General features: G+C 61.6%; 14 protein-coding genes and 2 pseudogenes. 9 read left to right on the forward strand and 7 right to left on the reverse strand.

The genetic code is table 11. The features are described 5' to 3' along the window. The first annotated feature begins 3 nt into the window (after positions 1-3). From ASD12_RS10335 to ASD12_RS10355, 5 genes are all read left to right on the forward strand, one after another. The gene (locus ASD12_RS10335; protein ID WP_056585045.1) at positions 4-1,080 is read left to right on the forward strand and encodes an LLM class flavin-dependent oxidoreductase; all 1,077 of its coding nucleotides are present in this window, start codon (positions 4-6) and stop codon (positions 1,078-1,080) included. A gap of 2 nt (positions 1,081-1,082) precedes the next feature. Next, positions 1,083-1,910 carry an alpha/beta hydrolase gene (locus ASD12_RS10340; protein WP_056585047.1) on the forward strand — a complete coding sequence of 276 codons (828 nt, stop codon included), beginning with the start codon at positions 1,083-1,085 and terminating at the stop codon, positions 1,908-1,910. 264 nt (positions 1,911-2,174) lie between these two features. Further along, positions 2,175-3,008, forward strand: a complete 834-nt coding sequence (locus tag ASD12_RS10345; protein ID WP_056585049.1) for a transporter substrate-binding domain-containing protein — start codon at positions 2,175-2,177, stop codon at positions 3,006-3,008. Between the two features lie 54 nt (positions 3,009-3,062). Next, positions 3,063-4,037 carry an amino acid ABC transporter permease gene (locus ASD12_RS10350; RefSeq protein WP_056585052.1) on the forward strand — a complete coding sequence of 325 codons (975 nt, stop codon included), beginning with the start codon at positions 3,063-3,065 and terminating at the stop codon, positions 4,035-4,037. Further along, positions 4,034-4,777 (forward strand): amino acid ABC transporter ATP-binding protein, encoded by a 744-nt coding sequence (locus tag ASD12_RS10355; RefSeq protein ID WP_056585054.1) that lies wholly within the window; start codon positions 4,034-4,036, stop codon positions 4,775-4,777. The genes ASD12_RS10350 and ASD12_RS10355 overlap by 4 nt, the downstream gene beginning before the upstream one ends. A gap of 488 nt (positions 4,778-5,265) precedes the next feature. On the opposite strand, the gene ASD12_RS10360 is transcribed toward ASD12_RS10355, so the two are convergent. Further along, positions 5,266-5,709, reverse strand: a complete 444-nt coding sequence (locus tag ASD12_RS10360) for a hypothetical protein (protein WP_056585056.1) — start codon at positions 5,707-5,709, stop codon at positions 5,266-5,268. 661 nt (positions 5,710-6,370) lie between these two features. On the opposite strand from ASD12_RS10360, the gene ASD12_RS34045 reads away from it, so the two are divergent. Next, positions 6,371-6,673: a hypothetical protein gene (locus ASD12_RS34045; RefSeq protein ID WP_156398564.1), complete on the forward strand. Its 303-nt coding sequence runs from the start codon at positions 6,371-6,373 to the stop codon at positions 6,671-6,673. On the opposite strand, the gene ASD12_RS10365 is transcribed toward ASD12_RS34045, so the two are convergent. Further along, the gene (locus ASD12_RS10365) at positions 6,642-7,106 is read right to left on the reverse strand and encodes a YbhB/YbcL family Raf kinase inhibitor-like protein (RefSeq protein WP_200953690.1); all 465 of its coding nucleotides are present in this window, start codon (positions 7,104-7,106) and stop codon (positions 6,642-6,644) included. The genes ASD12_RS34045 and ASD12_RS10365 overlap by 32 nt on opposite strands. A gap of 120 nt (positions 7,107-7,226) precedes the next feature. Then, the gene (locus ASD12_RS10370) at positions 7,227-8,294 is read right to left on the reverse strand and encodes a CapA family protein (protein ID WP_244482818.1); all 1,068 of its coding nucleotides are present in this window, start codon (positions 8,292-8,294) and stop codon (positions 7,227-7,229) included. On the opposite strand from ASD12_RS10370, the gene ASD12_RS10375 reads away from it, so the two are divergent. The 3 genes and pseudogenes from ASD12_RS10375 (at position 8,259) to ASD12_RS35245 (ending at position 11,157) form a co-directional block, all read left to right on the forward strand. Then, positions 8,259-9,032: an HPF/RaiA family ribosome-associated protein gene (locus tag ASD12_RS10375; protein ID WP_244482819.1), complete on the forward strand. Its 774-nt coding sequence runs from the start codon at positions 8,259-8,261 to the stop codon at positions 9,030-9,032. The genes ASD12_RS10370 and ASD12_RS10375 overlap by 36 nt on opposite strands. Positions 9,033-9,059: 27 nt before the next feature. Continuing rightward, positions 9,060-9,992: pseudogene (locus tag ASD12_RS10380) on the forward strand (oligopeptide/dipeptide ABC transporter ATP-binding protein); the annotation flags it as partial. After that, a pseudogene (locus ASD12_RS35245) lies at positions 9,992-11,157 on the forward strand (serine hydrolase domain-containing protein). The pseudogenes ASD12_RS10380 and ASD12_RS35245, both read left to right, overlap by 1 nt. A 22-nt stretch (positions 11,158-11,179) precedes the next feature. Here ASD12_RS35245 and ASD12_RS10395 read toward each other — a convergent pair. The 4 genes from ASD12_RS10395 to ASD12_RS10410 all read right to left on the reverse strand — a co-directional run bounded on the left by ASD12_RS10395 (position 11,180) and on the right by ASD12_RS10410 (position 15,529). Then, complete coding sequence (locus ASD12_RS10395) at positions 11,180-11,533, reverse strand: RidA family protein (protein WP_056585065.1); 354 nt, start codon at positions 11,531-11,533, stop codon at positions 11,180-11,182. Between the two features lie 83 nt (positions 11,534-11,616). Continuing rightward, a complete protein-coding gene (locus ASD12_RS10400) occupies positions 11,617-13,092 on the reverse strand; it encodes an aldehyde dehydrogenase family protein (RefSeq protein ID WP_056585067.1) in 1,476 nt (491 codons plus the stop codon). A 38-nt stretch (positions 13,093-13,130) separates the two neighbouring features. Beyond that, positions 13,131-14,396: a D-arabinono-1,4-lactone oxidase gene (locus tag ASD12_RS10405; RefSeq protein WP_056585069.1), complete on the reverse strand. Its 1,266-nt coding sequence runs from the start codon at positions 14,394-14,396 to the stop codon at positions 13,131-13,133. A gap of 23 nt (positions 14,397-14,419) precedes the next feature. After that, on the reverse strand, positions 14,420-15,529 hold the full coding sequence (locus ASD12_RS10410) for an LLM class flavin-dependent oxidoreductase (RefSeq protein ID WP_056585072.1): 1,110 nt from the start codon (positions 15,527-15,529) through the stop codon (positions 14,420-14,422). Between the last annotated feature and the right edge of the window lie 181 nt (positions 15,530-15,710).

The following is a 15,710-nucleotide window of genomic DNA, read 5'->3' on the forward strand; positions in this document are numbered from 1 at the left end:
GACATGAAATTCGCCGTTTCGCTGACCATGGAACGCTTCTCGCCCGACATGCCGATGTCGAAGGTGAAGAGCAATCTGCTCGAGCTGGCGCGGATGGCCGACGAGGGTGGCTTCGAGACGCTATGGACAGCGGAACATCACACGATCGAATGCACGATCTCGCCGAACCCGCTGATGACGCTGACCTGGCTTGCCCAGCATACCGAGCAGATCCGGCTCGGCACCTCGACGCTGGTCGCGCCCTACTGGAGCCCGATCCGGCTGGCAGGGGAGGCGGCACTTTGCGACCACCTGACCGGCGGGCGGCTGGAGTTCGGCATTGCGCGCGGCTCCTATCAGTACGAGTTCGACCGCATGGCCGACGGAATGCCGCAGCATGAGGGCGTTGCCTATCTGAAGGAACTGGTGCCGGCGGTGAAGAAGCTTTGGGCGCAGGATTATGCCCATGACGGCCGCTACTGGAAGTTCCCGCTCGCCGCCGGCGTCCCGAAGCCGCAGCAGAAGCCGCATCCACCGATCTGGGTGGCCGCGCGAGACCCGGGTACTTTCGACTGGGCGGTTGGCATCGGCGCCTCGATCCTGTCGACGCCCTTGTCGGCGCCGGCGGCGGAGATCGCCGTGCTCGGCGAGAAATTCCGCCAGGCCGTCTCCGATCATCCGGAGGTGCCGCGCCCGCGCCTGATGATGCAACGGCGCACCTGCGTCTACGAACGGGCGCAGGACTGGGAGATCGCGGTCCGGCATGCCATCGACTACGGCCGCGCCTTCGAGAACCTGTTCCAGAACATCGGCACCGTGAAAAACGGCTTTCCCGAAGCCGTCCCTTACGAGAGCGTCGAGGGCAAGGACAATTACAATCCCGAGAACATCCGCCGCAACCTGATGTTCGGCACGCCGGACGAGGTGATCGAGAAGCTGCTCGACTATGAAGCGGCGGGCGTCGACCAATTTTGCCTCGGCCTGACGTTCAACCTGCCGTTCGAGCTGCAGAAGGAGACGATCAAGCTGTGGGTCGACGAGGTGATGCCGGTTTTTGCCGCGCGCGAGCGCGACAGGGCGCGCCAGGCGGCGAGGGCGTGACAATGGCGCGCTCCGGCCAGCTCGATGTCGAGGGTGTGCTGCTCAACTGGCGCCTTGAGGGTGAGGGCGGCGTGCCGCTGGTCTGCATTCATGGGGTCGGCTCCTATCTCGAAGCCTGGAATGGGGTGGCGGGCCAACTGAAAGATCGCTTCGCGGTTCTCACTTTCGACCTGCGCGGCCATGGCCGCTCCAGCCGGATCAAGGGCCGCTACGAGATCGACGATTTCGTCAAGGAGACGCTGGCGCTGGCCGACCATGTCGGGTTCGCCACCTTCAATTTGGTCGGCTTTTCGCTGGGTGGCCTGATCGCGCAGCGCCTGGCGCTGACGCATGCCGAGCGTCTGCAAAAACTGGTATTGCTGTCGACGGTCGCCGGCCGCACGCCAGAAGAACGGCACGCGGTGCGCGGCCGGCTGGCGGCGCTGGTGGCGAGCGATGCCTCGACCCACCACGCCGCCTCGCTGTCGCGCTGGCTGACGGAGGATTTCCAGGACAGCAACCCGGAGGTGATCGCCGAGTTGCGCCGACGCGACGCCGAGAACGACCGCGACTGCTACGCGGCGGCCTATCGCGTTCTGGCCGAGACCGATTTCGGCGGCATTCTCGACCGTATCACCTGCCCGACGCTGATCGTCACCGGCGAGGACGACCAGGGTTCCAGCCCGCGCATGGCACGGCTGATGCAGGAACAGGTGCAAGGGTCGCAACTCGCCATCCTGCCCGGACTTCGTCATTCGATCCTGATCGAGGCGCCGGCTCGGGTTGCCGCCGTGATGGACGTTTTCCTGCTGGATACTGACCGCGGGAAGGGGGCCACCTCCAATGAATAGCAGCCTTCGCGATGCAGCAGAGTATCTCGGACACCAGACGCTGTACGAGGGGTCGCAGGCAGCGGGCCGGCCCCTTTCCTGTGATCGGGGGAATGGCGACGGAAAACATCCTCCGCGACATCGGAAGACCGGACCGGCCACGACGTCGCTAAATCCGCGGGCCTTTGGGAGAGGACGCCGACTGGTCGGCACGAAATTGCGATGTCAAGACCGGCTGAACGGAAGTGACCGCAAGGGACTGAACAACAACAGGGGAATACGCACATGACAATCTGGAACAGACGACACGTGACGATGGCCGCGATGGCGCTTGCGCTTGGCGCATATCCTGCTCACGCCGGCGCGGTGCTCGACCGCGTGATGGCGGCAGGCACGCTCAAGGTGGCGACCGATGCCAACTGGGCGCCGCAGTCCTTCGTGAATGCGAGCAACGAGCTGGACGGCTTCGATGTCGACGTCGCCAAGGCGATCGGCAAGCACCTCGGCGTCAAGGTCGAGTTCATCACGCCCGGCTGGGACATCATCACCGCCGGCCATTGGGCAGGGCGCTGGGACATGCATGCCGGCTCGATGACGCCGACCAAGAAGCGCGCCGAGATCTTCGATTTTCCGGCGGTCTACTATTACACACCGGCGGCCGTTGCCGTGCACAAGGACAGCAAGGCCAAGACGCTGGCCGATCTCGACGGCAAGGTGGTCGGCGCCACCAGCACCTCCACCTTCGAGGCCTATGCCAAGAAGGATCTGACGCTCGATGCCGCCGGCGCGCCGCCATTCGAGTACAAGCTCAACCCGAAGGAGGTCCACTCCTACGAGAATTCGACGACCGCCTTCGACGACCTTCGCCTCGGCGACGGCGTGCGCCTCGACGCGGTGGTCTCTTCGCTGCCGTCGATCCTCGATGCCGAGAAGGCCGGTTACCCGATCAAGCAGGTGGGCGATCCGGTCTTCTACGAGCCGCTGGCGATCGCCATCGAGCGCGGCGATCCCGAACTCTCTGCCAAGATCGCCGACGCGGTGAAAGCGATGAAGGAGGACGGCACGCTGAGCAAGCTTTCCGAAAAATGGTACGGGCAGGATTACTCGAAGACGAACTAGCCCCTTAAAAGGCGGCCTGCCACTGGCAGGCCGCCGAACAGCCGGTGCTCAAAGATGCTTTATCCGGATACCGTCGAAGCCGAAATCCTCGTCCACAAACCCTGGTTTGTGGCGACGATGTTCGGCGTCGTTCTGCTTCTCTTCATGGCTTTCAACATGTCGGGCACCAGCTTCGCCGAACTGATGCGTCCGGTGATCGGCGAACCGTCGGTGAGTGGCCTTTACGGCCGCTTTGCCATTGCCTTCGCCATAGCGGTGATCTTCACCTTGAACGTCGTGCTGATCGGCTTCGCACCGCTCAAGTTCCAGATCGGCATCGTCTGGCTCGAACTGCTGCTCCTGTTCATCGCCTTCTTCGAAACGTTCCATCTCAGCCTGCCCTTTATCAGAGAGAAACTGCCCTTTCTGATCAGCCAGGGCGTCGTCACCACGCTCTACGTCTCGGCGATTTCCATCGTCATCGCTTCGGTCATCGCGGTGGCGGGCGCGGTCGCCAAACTCTCCAACAATGGCTTTGCCTTTGCCATTGCCAGCTTCTACACCTCCTTCTTCCGCGGCCTGCCATTGCTCATGCAGGTTTACCTGATCTATCTCGGACTGCCGCAGCTCGGTTTCGTCATCAATGCGGTGCCCGCCGGCATCCTGGCGCTTTCGCTCTGCTACGGCGCCTACATGACCGAGATCTTCCGTTCCGGCATCCAGAGCATCGATCGTGGCCAGTGGGAGGCATCGCGCTCCATGGGATTCGGCTTCGCCCTGACAATGCGCCGTATCATCCTGCCGCAGGCATTGCCGGTCATCATTCCGCCGACAGGCAATCAGTTCATCTCGATGCTGAAGGATTCCTCGCTGGTCTCGGTCATTGGCGTTTGGGAGTTGATGTTTCTGGCGCGCACCCTCGGCCAGAAGACCTTCCAGCACATGGAGATGCTGATTTCGGCCGCCATGATCTACTGGATGCTGTCGATCTGCCTCGAACTGATCCAGTCCCGCATCGAACGGCATTACCACAGGAGCAAGGTGCGATGAGCGCTCAGTCCGTCATTGAGGCCAAGGCTGTATCCAAATGGTATGGTCAGTTCCACGCGCTGAAGGACATCAATCTGACGGTTCATAAGGGCGAACGCATCGTCATCTGCGGGCCATCCGGCTCAGGCAAGTCGACACTGATCCGTTGCTTCAATCGCCTCGAAGCGCATCAGCAGGGCGACATCGTCGTCAACGGCGTTGCCTTACACGGCAAGATGACCAATGTCGCCGCCGTGCGCTCCAACGTCGGCATGGTGTTCCAGCAATTCAACCTGTTTCCGCACATGACGGTGCTGATGAACTGCATGGCCGGCCCGATGTGGGTGAAGGGCGTATCGGAAAAGGAGGCGCGCGAGACCGCGCTGAAGTTCCTCGAGCGGGTCCGCATTCCCGAACAGGCGAACAAGTTCCCCATCCAACTGTCCGGCGGCCAGCAGCAGCGCGTGGCGATCGCCCGCAGCCTGTGCATGCAACCGGCTGTCATGCTGTTCGACGAACCGACCTCAGCTCTCGACCCGGAAATGGTCTCCGAGGTGCTGGAGACGATGACGGGACTGGCGCGCGACGGCATGACCATGGTGTGCGTGACGCATGAGATGGGCTTTGCCCGGGCGGTCGCAGACCGAGTCATCTTCATGGACGCCGGCCAGATTGTCGAGGAAGGCACGCCCGACGAGTTCTTCAGCCGCCCTCGCCATGATCGAACCAAGTTGTTCCTCAGCCAGATACTGAAGCATTAGACATCCAGAAAAGGCTGCTCTTTCTCGTCGCTTTCGGAAAGCGAACAGTCTGCTTCCGGCCCAAAACCAGCCGCGCTCACACACAATGGTCAACACGGGTTCCTCGACCCCTTTTGTGGGATGAAAGAGACACCGCGTGATGGAAAACTAGTCCTCCTCCTGGTCCTTAGGCTCGCCTGACCATACGAGAGAATACGAAGGAAACGGCCTGGCGAGCCAACCGCTAACATATTGATTTTGTGTAGAAAATTTTGACCCTCCGGACCCACCATCCAGTCCGCCTGATGTTCGGGTTTTTCATCCGTCTCAGAATAGCGTCGACTTTTCCGAGGGTTAGCGCCGGGTAGTCGGCAACTTTTGGCTGAGACGCCGCAATCAATGCCCAAAACACCTGACTTTTGGGAGTCCGTCTCTGTTGGGCGAATGCCGTAGCCAATTGTTTGGCAATGCGATGGTCAGCGATGCGATTCGGAAGCTCAAGAATGGCGTCAGAAGCCGAGGAGGGCAGTCTGGCTGGCCCAAGCGTACGGCAATTCGGAAACTCGTGACAGCCTATGCGCAGATAGCTCGACAGGTTGATCACCCGCAACGATGCTGGCCGCAATTTTCGGGGCGAGCAACGCGAAGGGCAGGAGACGGCTTACCTCAGATGTATCGGTGTCGTTGAGCATGGCAACGTCGGTGAGGCTGCGGCTGGCACCGTCCGTAAGTTGATCCAGGTACAAGTGGGCCCGACGCAGAAGGTCGATCAAAGCGCCATCGGGTTCTCGGTTGCTGTTAGAGCCCTCTGTAAGCATGATCCGCATTTCGATGCCGCGCCGCTTCATGCCAATTGAACATTCAATGGAAGTCACCTGCGACCTATCGCTGGGTGGCAGAATCCGGTCTAGAAGCAATTCCGATATCGAGCGGCGATCCTGTTCGATGGTCAATGACCCCGGCTTGAGGGTGACCCTGCGAACGATCTTTTGGAGCAGAGATCGCTTCGCATCCGTAGTGCCTGATGGGAATGCACGATGTCGGGTTGGAAGACGCCCAAGGCCTCGTCGAGCGAGCGACTGAGCGGGATCGGCACCGAGAAATCGCTGCCTCCGAAGCGTCGGGCACGATGATCAGAACCCGATGGCCGGCCGCCCGCAAATTTTCGGCAAGCCAAGTGACACTATTGGCTACGCCGCCAATATAACGGGTTAAGGTATTCGTGAGCATCAATATATTCATCGAAGCCGCAGTCCCATCATCCCAAGTTTCATCACTGATCGACTTAACGTTGCTGACCCAGCGCCTGCCCAAGCTTACCAAGTGTGCATGATTGCAGGCATCGATTCTCACATTCGTTGATAGGCATCAATGCCGCGCCGGGCATCTCATGAATAGCTGCAGCGCGTGGGCACTACTTATGGACCTTGCATCGGACCGATAGGCGTCGTTCCCGCAAGCCCAGGGATTGAATTCGATGGCAGCGATTGATCTCGAAGAGGCCTTGAACGACCCGGCATCGGCGCGGCGGGCGGCCGGATATGGCGGCGGCCGCGCTCGAAAAGGTCCGTGCGCCGACATTGCTGATTGTCGGCGGCAACGACCAGGATGTTCTTGAGCTCAACAGATCGGCGCTGGCGCGTCTCACCTGAGACGATCGAGGCGCTGAGCAAAGAGGCCGACGATGTCATCTGTCTTGAAGAGCCCGAATTCTTTCAGACGATCGGTCTCTATTATCGCGATTTCCGTCAGTTGAGAGATCAGGACGTGATCGCCTTGATGGACGCCGCACAGGCCAGGGTGGTCGCGGGAACGCCTCCACGGTCGACAAATAGCGGCTCAGCCATATCCCTGACCGTTGCGTGGACCGCGCCCATGATTGAGATCAGCGCTGGAAGCAGCCGACGATTTCCGTGAAAGCCAGGATATGGGCCTGTAGCGCTACCTGGACCTGTCGGCAGTCTGCCTTGTCGAGGTCCAGATGATCCACATCAAGTGCGAATAGCCGAAAGTGATAATGGTGGATGCCATGCCCCTTGGGTGGGCAGGGGCCGGCATAGCCGATCCTGCCGAAATCGTTCACCGCTTGCTTCGTGCCATCAGCAAAAGTCTCCGTTCGCGGCAGACGTTCGGCAAGCTGCAATTGGCTTGAGGGGATATCAAATATGGCCCAGTGGAAGAACGTGCCGCTGGGTGCGTCCGGATCGTGACAGGTGAGTGCGAAGCTTTTGGTGCCTTCAGGTGCGCCCTGCCATTTGAAGGGCGGCGAGACATCTTCCCCGCCGCAGGTATAGCGACGCGGGACGACGGCGTCATTGTCGAAGGCTGGGCTGGCGAACATCATGTCCATGTCGGTTCCACCTCGCGTTTTTTGCCCGGAATGCAGTGTCAGCATGAAACCACAGCTGCGTGCCCATCCGGCTTCCTTACGGTTTTCCTGCTTGGTCAGAAAAAGTCCAAGCAGGGGTCCTCACGATGACAGCGCCAGAGCATCGTCTTCGGTCAAGCGGACAGTATGGCCGAAGCGCCGGCATTCGCGGTCAAGGGTGCTGCTCAGCCATCCGGCATCTGCGCGGGACGCGCGTTCAAGGCGGAATTTCCTTAAGTGAAACGGCACCATTTCGACGGCTCGCAGGCGGCGGGTTCGATGATCGATGTCGAGGAAATAGCCGAGCGCCAAGTCCGGCCGGAATGCCTCGTGTCCGCTGATGCCTTCATAGTCGTTGATGAAGTCGCCGCACCCATAGAGGATCGGCTTTCCCGCATGGACGTCGATGGCCAATGGATGATGCGATGAATGCCCGTGGATGACGTCGACACCGGCCTCGTCGACGAGACTGTGGGCAAATCTTCGATGATCGTCGGGGATATCGTATCCCCAATTGAGACCCCAATGGATCGAGATCAGGACCAGATCACCTGGACGCTTCCATCTTCCTATCTTGCGGCCGATCCCTGCGACGGCGTTCCGGCTGAAATCCGTAAGAAAGTTCACGCCGGGTCGCCCTTTCTCAGCCGCCCACTGGACAGGGACTCCGCTCGATGGACAGGCAAAGGAAAAGACCAGGAGCCGCATGCCCGCAGCCAATGTGAGGACCGCAGGGCGGGCTGCCTTTTCAGCATTTACCCCGGCACCCGACGTCGCAATGCCGGTCCGCCCCAGTGCCTGAACTGTGTCCTTCAAACCGTTGAGTCCCCAGTCCGCGACATGGTTGTTAGCCAGAACGCAACAGTCGACTTCTGCTGCAGTTATGCATCCAAGGTTGTCGGGATGCATTCGATAGTTGATCCCCTTGGCTTCCGGAATGCCGTCGGCAGTGATGCTGGTCTCGAGGTTGATGATCCTGAAATCGGGTTCTCGCCGATCGATCTCATCCAAGGCATCGCCCCAGATGTAGTCAAAAGGCACGGCCCTCGGAATCTCGCCGGCCCTGTGTTCCGCAAGAGCCACGTAGTCGACTGCGGACCACATGTGAGGCTCATACAACGTTGGGTCGCAGGGATGCGGCAGGATCTGGTCGATGCCGCGGCCGGTCATCACGTCTCCGCAAAGAAAGAGCCTCATCGGATACCGATCCTGACGCCAGTAATTGCGGCGTTCGTAGTCAATTCGATTTTGAGAGAATGCCATCAGGCGGCGTGTGTCGGGTTGATGCCGATCAATGCATCAACTCGGCGGTGCGCGGAAGCTGATCGCTATGGATCTTTCATTGCGAGGATAGTCATGAAAATCACACCCCAGATCCGGTTTCGCGGCATGGAACCGTCGCCGTCGGTGGAGGAAGTCATCCACGAGCGCATTGGGCGGTTGGCGCGCTTCGACGACCGAATAACATCCTGCAACGTCGTGGTCGAAGCACCGCATCGGCATGGCCACAGGGGCAAAATCTATCATGTGCGGGTTGATATAACCGTGCCTGGCCGCGAAATCGTCGCGGGCCGGGAATCGGAAGAAAATCATGCACATGAGGATGTCTATGTCGCGATCCGCGATAGCTTCAATGCGGCACAGCGCCAGCTTGAGGATGTCGCGCGCAAAATGAGCGGGCATCGCGTCAAACCGCATCCGGAAACGCACCACGGTACCGTCGTCAGGTTGGTGCCCGAGGAAGGTTTCGGATTCATCTCAGGCCCGGATGGGCGCGAATTCTTCTTCCGGCGCGAGAGCATGGCCTCCGACAGCCAATGGGAGACCCTCGCAGTAGGCAACGAAGTACGCTTTGCCGAACATGAAGGGGAGAAAGGCCCCTACGCCTCCGCCGTCATGCCAGCCTGAACCTATTTCCAACGCCGATCTTCCACCCTCAGTTAACTGAAAGCCGTCGATGACGTTTCCTTCGACCTGGAACCCGGCAGGACGCTCGGCCTCGTGGGAGAGTCCGGCTGTGGAAAATCCACACTCGGACGTTGCCTGCTGCGGCTCATCGAGCCGACCGCGGGCAGCGTCGCGGTCAACGGCACCGATGTTGTTTCGCTGAACGCGGCCTCCATGCGCGAGATGCGTCGCCGTCTGCAACTCGTCTTCCAGGAGCCGTACGGATCGCTTCATCCACGCATGCGTATCGCCGACAGCATCGCTGAACCGTTGCGAATAACTGCCATGACCCGTTCCGAGCGGCGCGAGCGGGTCGCGGAAATGCTCGACCTGGTCAGCCTTGGCTCGGATTACGGCCGGCGCTACCCGCATCAGCTGTCCGGCGGCCAGAGACAGCGCGTGGTCATCGCCCGCGCCTTGGCGTTGAAGCCCGAGGTGGTTGTGCTCGACGAGCCCGTGTCGGCGCTGGACGTTTCGGTTCAGGCCGGCGTGCTCAACCTCCTCAAGGAAATCCAGGAGAGATTGCGCACCGCCTATGTCTTCGTGGCGCACGACCTGTCGGTGGTGCGCCACATCTCGCACACCGTGGCTGTCATGTATCTCGGCCGCTTCGTAGAAGTGGCGCCGGCGGCCAGCCTCTATGCGCGGCCGCTGCATCCGTATTCGCAGGCCTTGATGTCGGCCGTTCCCGTCGCGGACCCCGATATCGAGCGCGGGCGCAGTCAGATCCTGCTGAAGGGCGATGTCCCCAGCCCGATCAATCCGCCGTCGGGCTGCCCATTCCGGACCTGTTGCTTCAAGGCGCAGGACATATGCGCCGAGGTCAAGCCGGCGCTGGTGGAGGTCGAACCCCAGCATTTTGCCGCATGCCATTTTCCGCAACCGATGGAGGTTGGCTTTGCAAACTGGACGGTGGATTGATGACCGACACGGCTGAGAACCAGATACATGGCTTCGCCTCGAAAGGATATGAAGCGGTAGCCGACCAGTTCCGTGTCAATTTCCTTGACCGTGGAGAACACGGGGCGGCCTTCGCAGCCGTGGTGGACGGCCGTACCGTGGTCGACCTGTGGGGCGGCTGGGCCAACACGGCCAATCGCCGTCCTTGGCGCGAGGACACGATCGCCGGGATATTTTCAGGCACCAAGGGCTTCGTCGCGACATGCTTGTTGCTGCTGATCGAGCGGGGGCAACTTGAACTGGACAGGCCCGTATTCGCCTACTGGCCCGAATTCGCCACGGCCGGAAAGGAGCGGATGCTCGTTCGGCATCTGGTCTCGCATCAGGCGTGCCTTCCTGGCCTTGCCACTCCGGTTTCGGTGGAAGAGGCGACCGACGATGTCCGCATGGCGCGATTGCTGGCCGACCAATCGCCTATCCGCGAGCCGGGCACGACATTGTATTATCACGCGCTGACATCGGCTGGCTTTGTGGCGAACTGATCCGGCGCATCGATGGCCGCAGCGTCGGCCGGCTTTTCGCGGATGATGTTGCCCGGCCTCTCGCCTTGGATGCTTGGATCGGACTTCCCGGCGAAGAGGAGCCCCGCGTCGCGGTGTTCGAGCGTGGTCCAAATTATGGGGCGAAACGCAGCGATTTGGAAACGGACCGCGCCGCGTGGTTGATCTGGGACAATCCGCCGAGATCGAGACCGGACCCGCTACCGCTGAACTCGCGCTCCTGGCGCGCGGCCGAGGTCCCGGGTGGAAACGGCATCGTGTCGGCGCGCGCCGCGGCACGACTTTACGGTTGCCTGGCGCGAGGCGGCGAACTTGGAGAGATACGCATTCTCCAGCCAGAGACCATCGCGCTCGGTTACACATGTCTTGCGAGTGGTGTCGAGTCTTACCTCGAGCAGGAACTCGCCTACGGCGTCGGATTTGGATTGCAGACGAAGGAAGCGTTGTTCGGCAACGTTCCGGTGGGATTTGGCCATGACGGCGCCGGCGGTTCCTTGCACGGCGCCTGGCCGGAGTTGAAGACAGGCTTCTCCTACGTGACCAACACGCTTCTGCACTTCGAAGGACACGATCCAAGGTCGGGCTCCCTGCTTGCCGCCCTGTCGGCATGCGTGCAAAGCCTATAGGGCCGCCGGACAGCCGCTGGTCTCAGCCCTGCCTAGCGGCCTGGACCTGGATTTCGACCTTCAGGTCGGGGCGGGCGAGCTTCGATTCCACGGTCGCGCGCACCGGGGCGTGCTCCTTGTCCAGCCACGCATCCCAGGCGGCGTTCATGCCGGCGAAATCACCAATGTCCGCCAGCCAGATATTCGCGGTGACGACATCGCGCTTGGAGGCACCGGCCCTGGCGAGAAGATCATCGATCTGCGCCAGCACATCCGCCGTCTGCTGGCCGACGTCCGCGCCGGCGTTCCGGGCGGTGACGCCCGCCAGATAGACAGTGTTGCCGACCTCGACGATTCGATGGAAACGACCCGTGAAATCCGTGCGCTTGATGGTCAATGCTCTCTCCTGAAATATCCGTCGATTGGCGCGTACCGCCCGAACGCTCGTTATGGCCCGGCGCCAGTCCGGGGCGACATGCATCAGCCGTTCTGGAGCACCACCGCCTTGGTCGCGAGATATTCCTCGACATGGTCGATCCCGGATTCGCGCCCGTAGCCGCTCATCTTGTAGCCGCCGAAGGGGATCACCGGGTCGAGCACCCCGTAGCAATTCACCCACACGGTGCCTGAGCGGATGCCCTTTGCCACCCCGTGCGCCTTGGCCACGTCGCGGGTCCAGACGCCGCTCCCCAGTCCGTAGACGGTCGAGTTCGCGATGCGCAGCGCCTCGCCGACGTCGTCGAAGGGGATGGCCGTGACCACCGGCCCGAATATCTCCTCCTGGGCTATACGCATGGTCTGCCGGACGTTCTTCATCACCGTCGGTGCGAGGAAATACCCCTGGGCAAGCTGACCGTCGACAAGACGGTTGCCGCCGGCAACGACCTCGGCACCTTCGCCGACGCCAAGGCCGAGATAGGACTGGACGCGCTCCATCTGCTTGCTTGAGACGACCGGGCCGATCTGCGTGTCGGGCTCGATGCCGTTGCCCACCTTGAGCGCCTTGGCGAAATCGGCCACTCTCTCGACGAAACTGTCGTAGATCGACCGTTCGACCAGCAGCCGGGACCCGGCGCTGCAGATCTGGCCGCTGTTGCCGAAGATGCCCATCGCCGTTCCGGCGACCGCCTTGTCCAGGTCGGCGTCGGCGAAGACGATGTCGGGCGATTTGCCGCCGAGTTCCAGCATCAGCCGCTTGATATTGCCCTTGGAGGCTTCGATGATCCGGCGGCCGGTCGCGTCCGATCCCGTGAAGGCAATCTTGTCGACATCCATGTGGGCGGCGAGCGCCGCGCCGGCCACGGTGCCTAGACCGGGGACCACGTTGACGACGCCGGGCGGAACGCCGGCTTCCAGAGCCAATTCGCCGAGCCGCAGCGCGGTCAGCGGCGCGTCCTCCGCCGGCTTCAGGACCATGGTGCAGCCGGTTGCGAGGACGGGTCCGATCTTCCAGATTGTGCCCGTCAGCGGCGCGTTCCATGGCGTGATCGCACCGACGACGCCCACCGGTTCCTTCAACGTGTAAGCGAAAACGTCGCCGGGCAGGGAATTGGGCAGGGTGCGGCCGCCGATCGTCACGCACATCGAGGCATACATGCGCAGCATGCCGATGGCGCGTTGCCGACGGCCCCGCGTCATGGTGATCGGCATGCCCATGTCGAGCGTGTCGAGCTGGCTGAATTCCTCGAAATGCCGATCGACGAGGTCGGCGAATTTCAGGATGACTTCCTGGCGCTGGAACGGCGTGAATTTCGACCACGGTCCCTCGAAGGCGCGACGTGCCGCTGCCACCGCCAGGTCGATGTCGCGCGCGTCGCCCTCGGCAACGGTGGCGAGGAGTTCGCCGGTGGACGGATTGTATGTTCCGAATGTCCGGCCTTCGACGGGCATCACGAACCGCCCGTCGATGATCAGTTTGCGGACGACATCGGTCCGTCCGAGATTGTGCTGGTTCATGGCAAAGTGTCCTTCAGGTCCTGCGCGGCGTTGACGTTTCAGGCAAACAATGCCCGCAGATGGTCGTTGAGAAACATGCCGGCGGGATCCAGCTCTCGACGCATCTTCTTGAAGGCGTCGTAGCGCGGGTACAGCTTTTCCAGTCTGGCCGGGGTCATGAAATGATGCTTGCCCCAGTGCGGCCGTCCGCCGTGCCGATCGAAAATGGCGTCGACGTCCCTGAGCATCGCCCAGGTCGGTGGTTCCATCGGTCCGGAAACCGAGAGCGCGTAGCCGTCGCGTTCGGCATAGGCGCTGAGATAGGAATCATCCGCCTTGACCGGCCGGCATTCGACCGGAAAGGTGAAGTCCTTGTGCTTGTCGAGGAACAGATGGCGGACCTCGTCGAAGGTCGCCTCGAAATCCTCGAACGGCACCGCGTATTCGATCTCGCGGAAATTCGGCTCGTAAAGGTTCGGGAAGATCACCGAGGAATGGTCGAATTGGGAACCGGGTTCGGGTTCGGGGACGGCTTGGTCGACCGGCACGGCGTTGTAGCTGCGCATATGACAGATGTCGTGGTCGCGGCTGGCCAGGTTCGGGACTCCGCTCGGGAGGACGAACAGGTCGGCGGATTCGCGCCTTGGCAACCAGAAGAACCAGAACGTCCTGTTGTCCTGCAGCCGCTGACGAAGCCCGCCGAGGCAATCCTCGATGTCGGCGTTCCAGGAGCGTTTGAGGAGGTTGTAGGACGCAACCGCCTGCAGCGTGATGGAGACCACGACGCCGAACATGCCGATCGAGGCCCGAAACGCCTTGAACAGCTCGCCGTCGGCCTCGGCCGAAAGGTCCAGCAAGCTGCCGTCGGCGGTGACGATCCGCGCGGCGATCATCTGCATCGACATGCACGGCAAGGTTATCCCGGCACCATGAGTCGCCGTCATGATCGCGCCGCAGACGGATTGCGTGTCGATGTCGCCCTGGTTGTTGAGCGACATGCCCTGCGTTCTCAGATAGCGGCTCAGTTCGCCGACGCTGATGCCCGGCTGCACGGTGACGCGCATCAGCTCCCTGTCGACAGACAGGACCTCGTTGAAGGCGCGGAAGTCGATGTGGACACCCGGCGTCGGCACGGCGGCTGTGTTGGCGTGCCCCCTGCCGGACGAACGGACAGGCAATCCAAGCCGCGCCGCCGCAAGGACGGCCTGGCGCACATCCTCTTCGCTGCGCGGCAGAACCGTGTTGGCGGGCACGAAATAGTGCTCGCCGAACCAGTTCCACCACAGCTTGCCCGGCTCCAGGACGTCCGTTTCGGCGTGTCGCATGCTCGTCTCCGATCTTGATTGCGTCAGGCGATGAGCTTGACGCGGCTGCTCTCCAGCTCGGCATTGACCGCTGGCATCACCTGCGTGGCAAGAAGCTCCATGGATTTGTGCATCACGGCCTTGTCCTTGCAATCGTGCGCCGTCATCAACAGCGTGCCGAAGGGCCCAACCTCGTCGCGCAGCTCGAGGATCTTGCGGGTCACGGTCTCGACGCTGCCGAAGATGACAAAGCTGTCGCGCACCTTCTCGTAGGTGATGTCGGCCTCGGCCGTGTCTGGCGTCGGCGCCAGCAGTTTGGCCGCCCCCAGCCGCTGGTAGACCGTGAACATGTAGTCGTAATACCAGTCATAGGCGCCGTTCGGAGTCTTCACATAGGCTTCGGCCGCTTCGTCGGTGTCGGCCACAAAGATCGAGCGCGCCACGCGCCACTGGTTCCCGTCCGGCTTCTTTCCGAGCTTCTTCAACTCGTCGGCATAGGTGTCCCAATGGGTCTTCACCACCCAGGAGGCGACGAAGTTCGCGGAAATCGGCATCATGCCGCGCTGTGCTGCGATGCGTATGGAATTCGAGTTGGGGCTGCTGACGGACAGCGCGAGCGGTGGGTGTGGCAGTTGATAGGGCTTGCCGAAGGAGCCGACGCCGAGATCGGGCCAGACATTGTCCTTCAGCGTGACGTTCCAATACTTGCCCTTGATCTCGTACGGCGCGCTGCCGGCCCAGATCTGCTGGATGATGTCGAGCGAATCCATCATCATTTCGGGGCGGTTCGCGTCGGGCATGCCGAAGGCCTCGAAGTCGGATCCCAAGGCGCCCGTGCCGACGCCGAGGATGAGCCTGCCCTCGGTCAGATGGTCGAGCAAGGCAACATGCGAGGCGGCCATGACCGGGTGATAGAGCGGCAAGGGAAGAACCCCGGTGCCGAGCTTGATGGTCTTCGTCTTGCTTGCAAGGAACGCAAGGAACGTGATGGGGGACGAGATCTGCTCGATTTCGCACGTATAGTGTTCGCCGACCCAGCACTCCTCGAAACCGAGTTTTTCGGCCAGCACGACAGACTCGACATCCTCCATCAAGGTCGTGTGGTAATCGCGGTTCAAATTATGCATTGGCATCATGAAAAACGCGAGTTTCATCGCAATCTCCTTACTCGTTTCAAGCAGGGAGGGCTGAGCAAGGCCCGTGCCAGTGTCGCCGACGTGGCGCGCGCGGCGGATTTCCGCGCAATCGGCAGGGGAACCGCGCGATCTTCCGGGGGGACCGTCTCGCGGCAGCGAAACTCGTCTCATTTCTGATGCCGCGCAGCGGCTCCCGGCG

Source organism: Mesorhizobium sp. Root102, from assembly GCF_001425625.1.
Classification (GTDB): domain Bacteria; phylum Pseudomonadota; class Alphaproteobacteria; order Rhizobiales; family Rhizobiaceae; genus Mesorhizobium.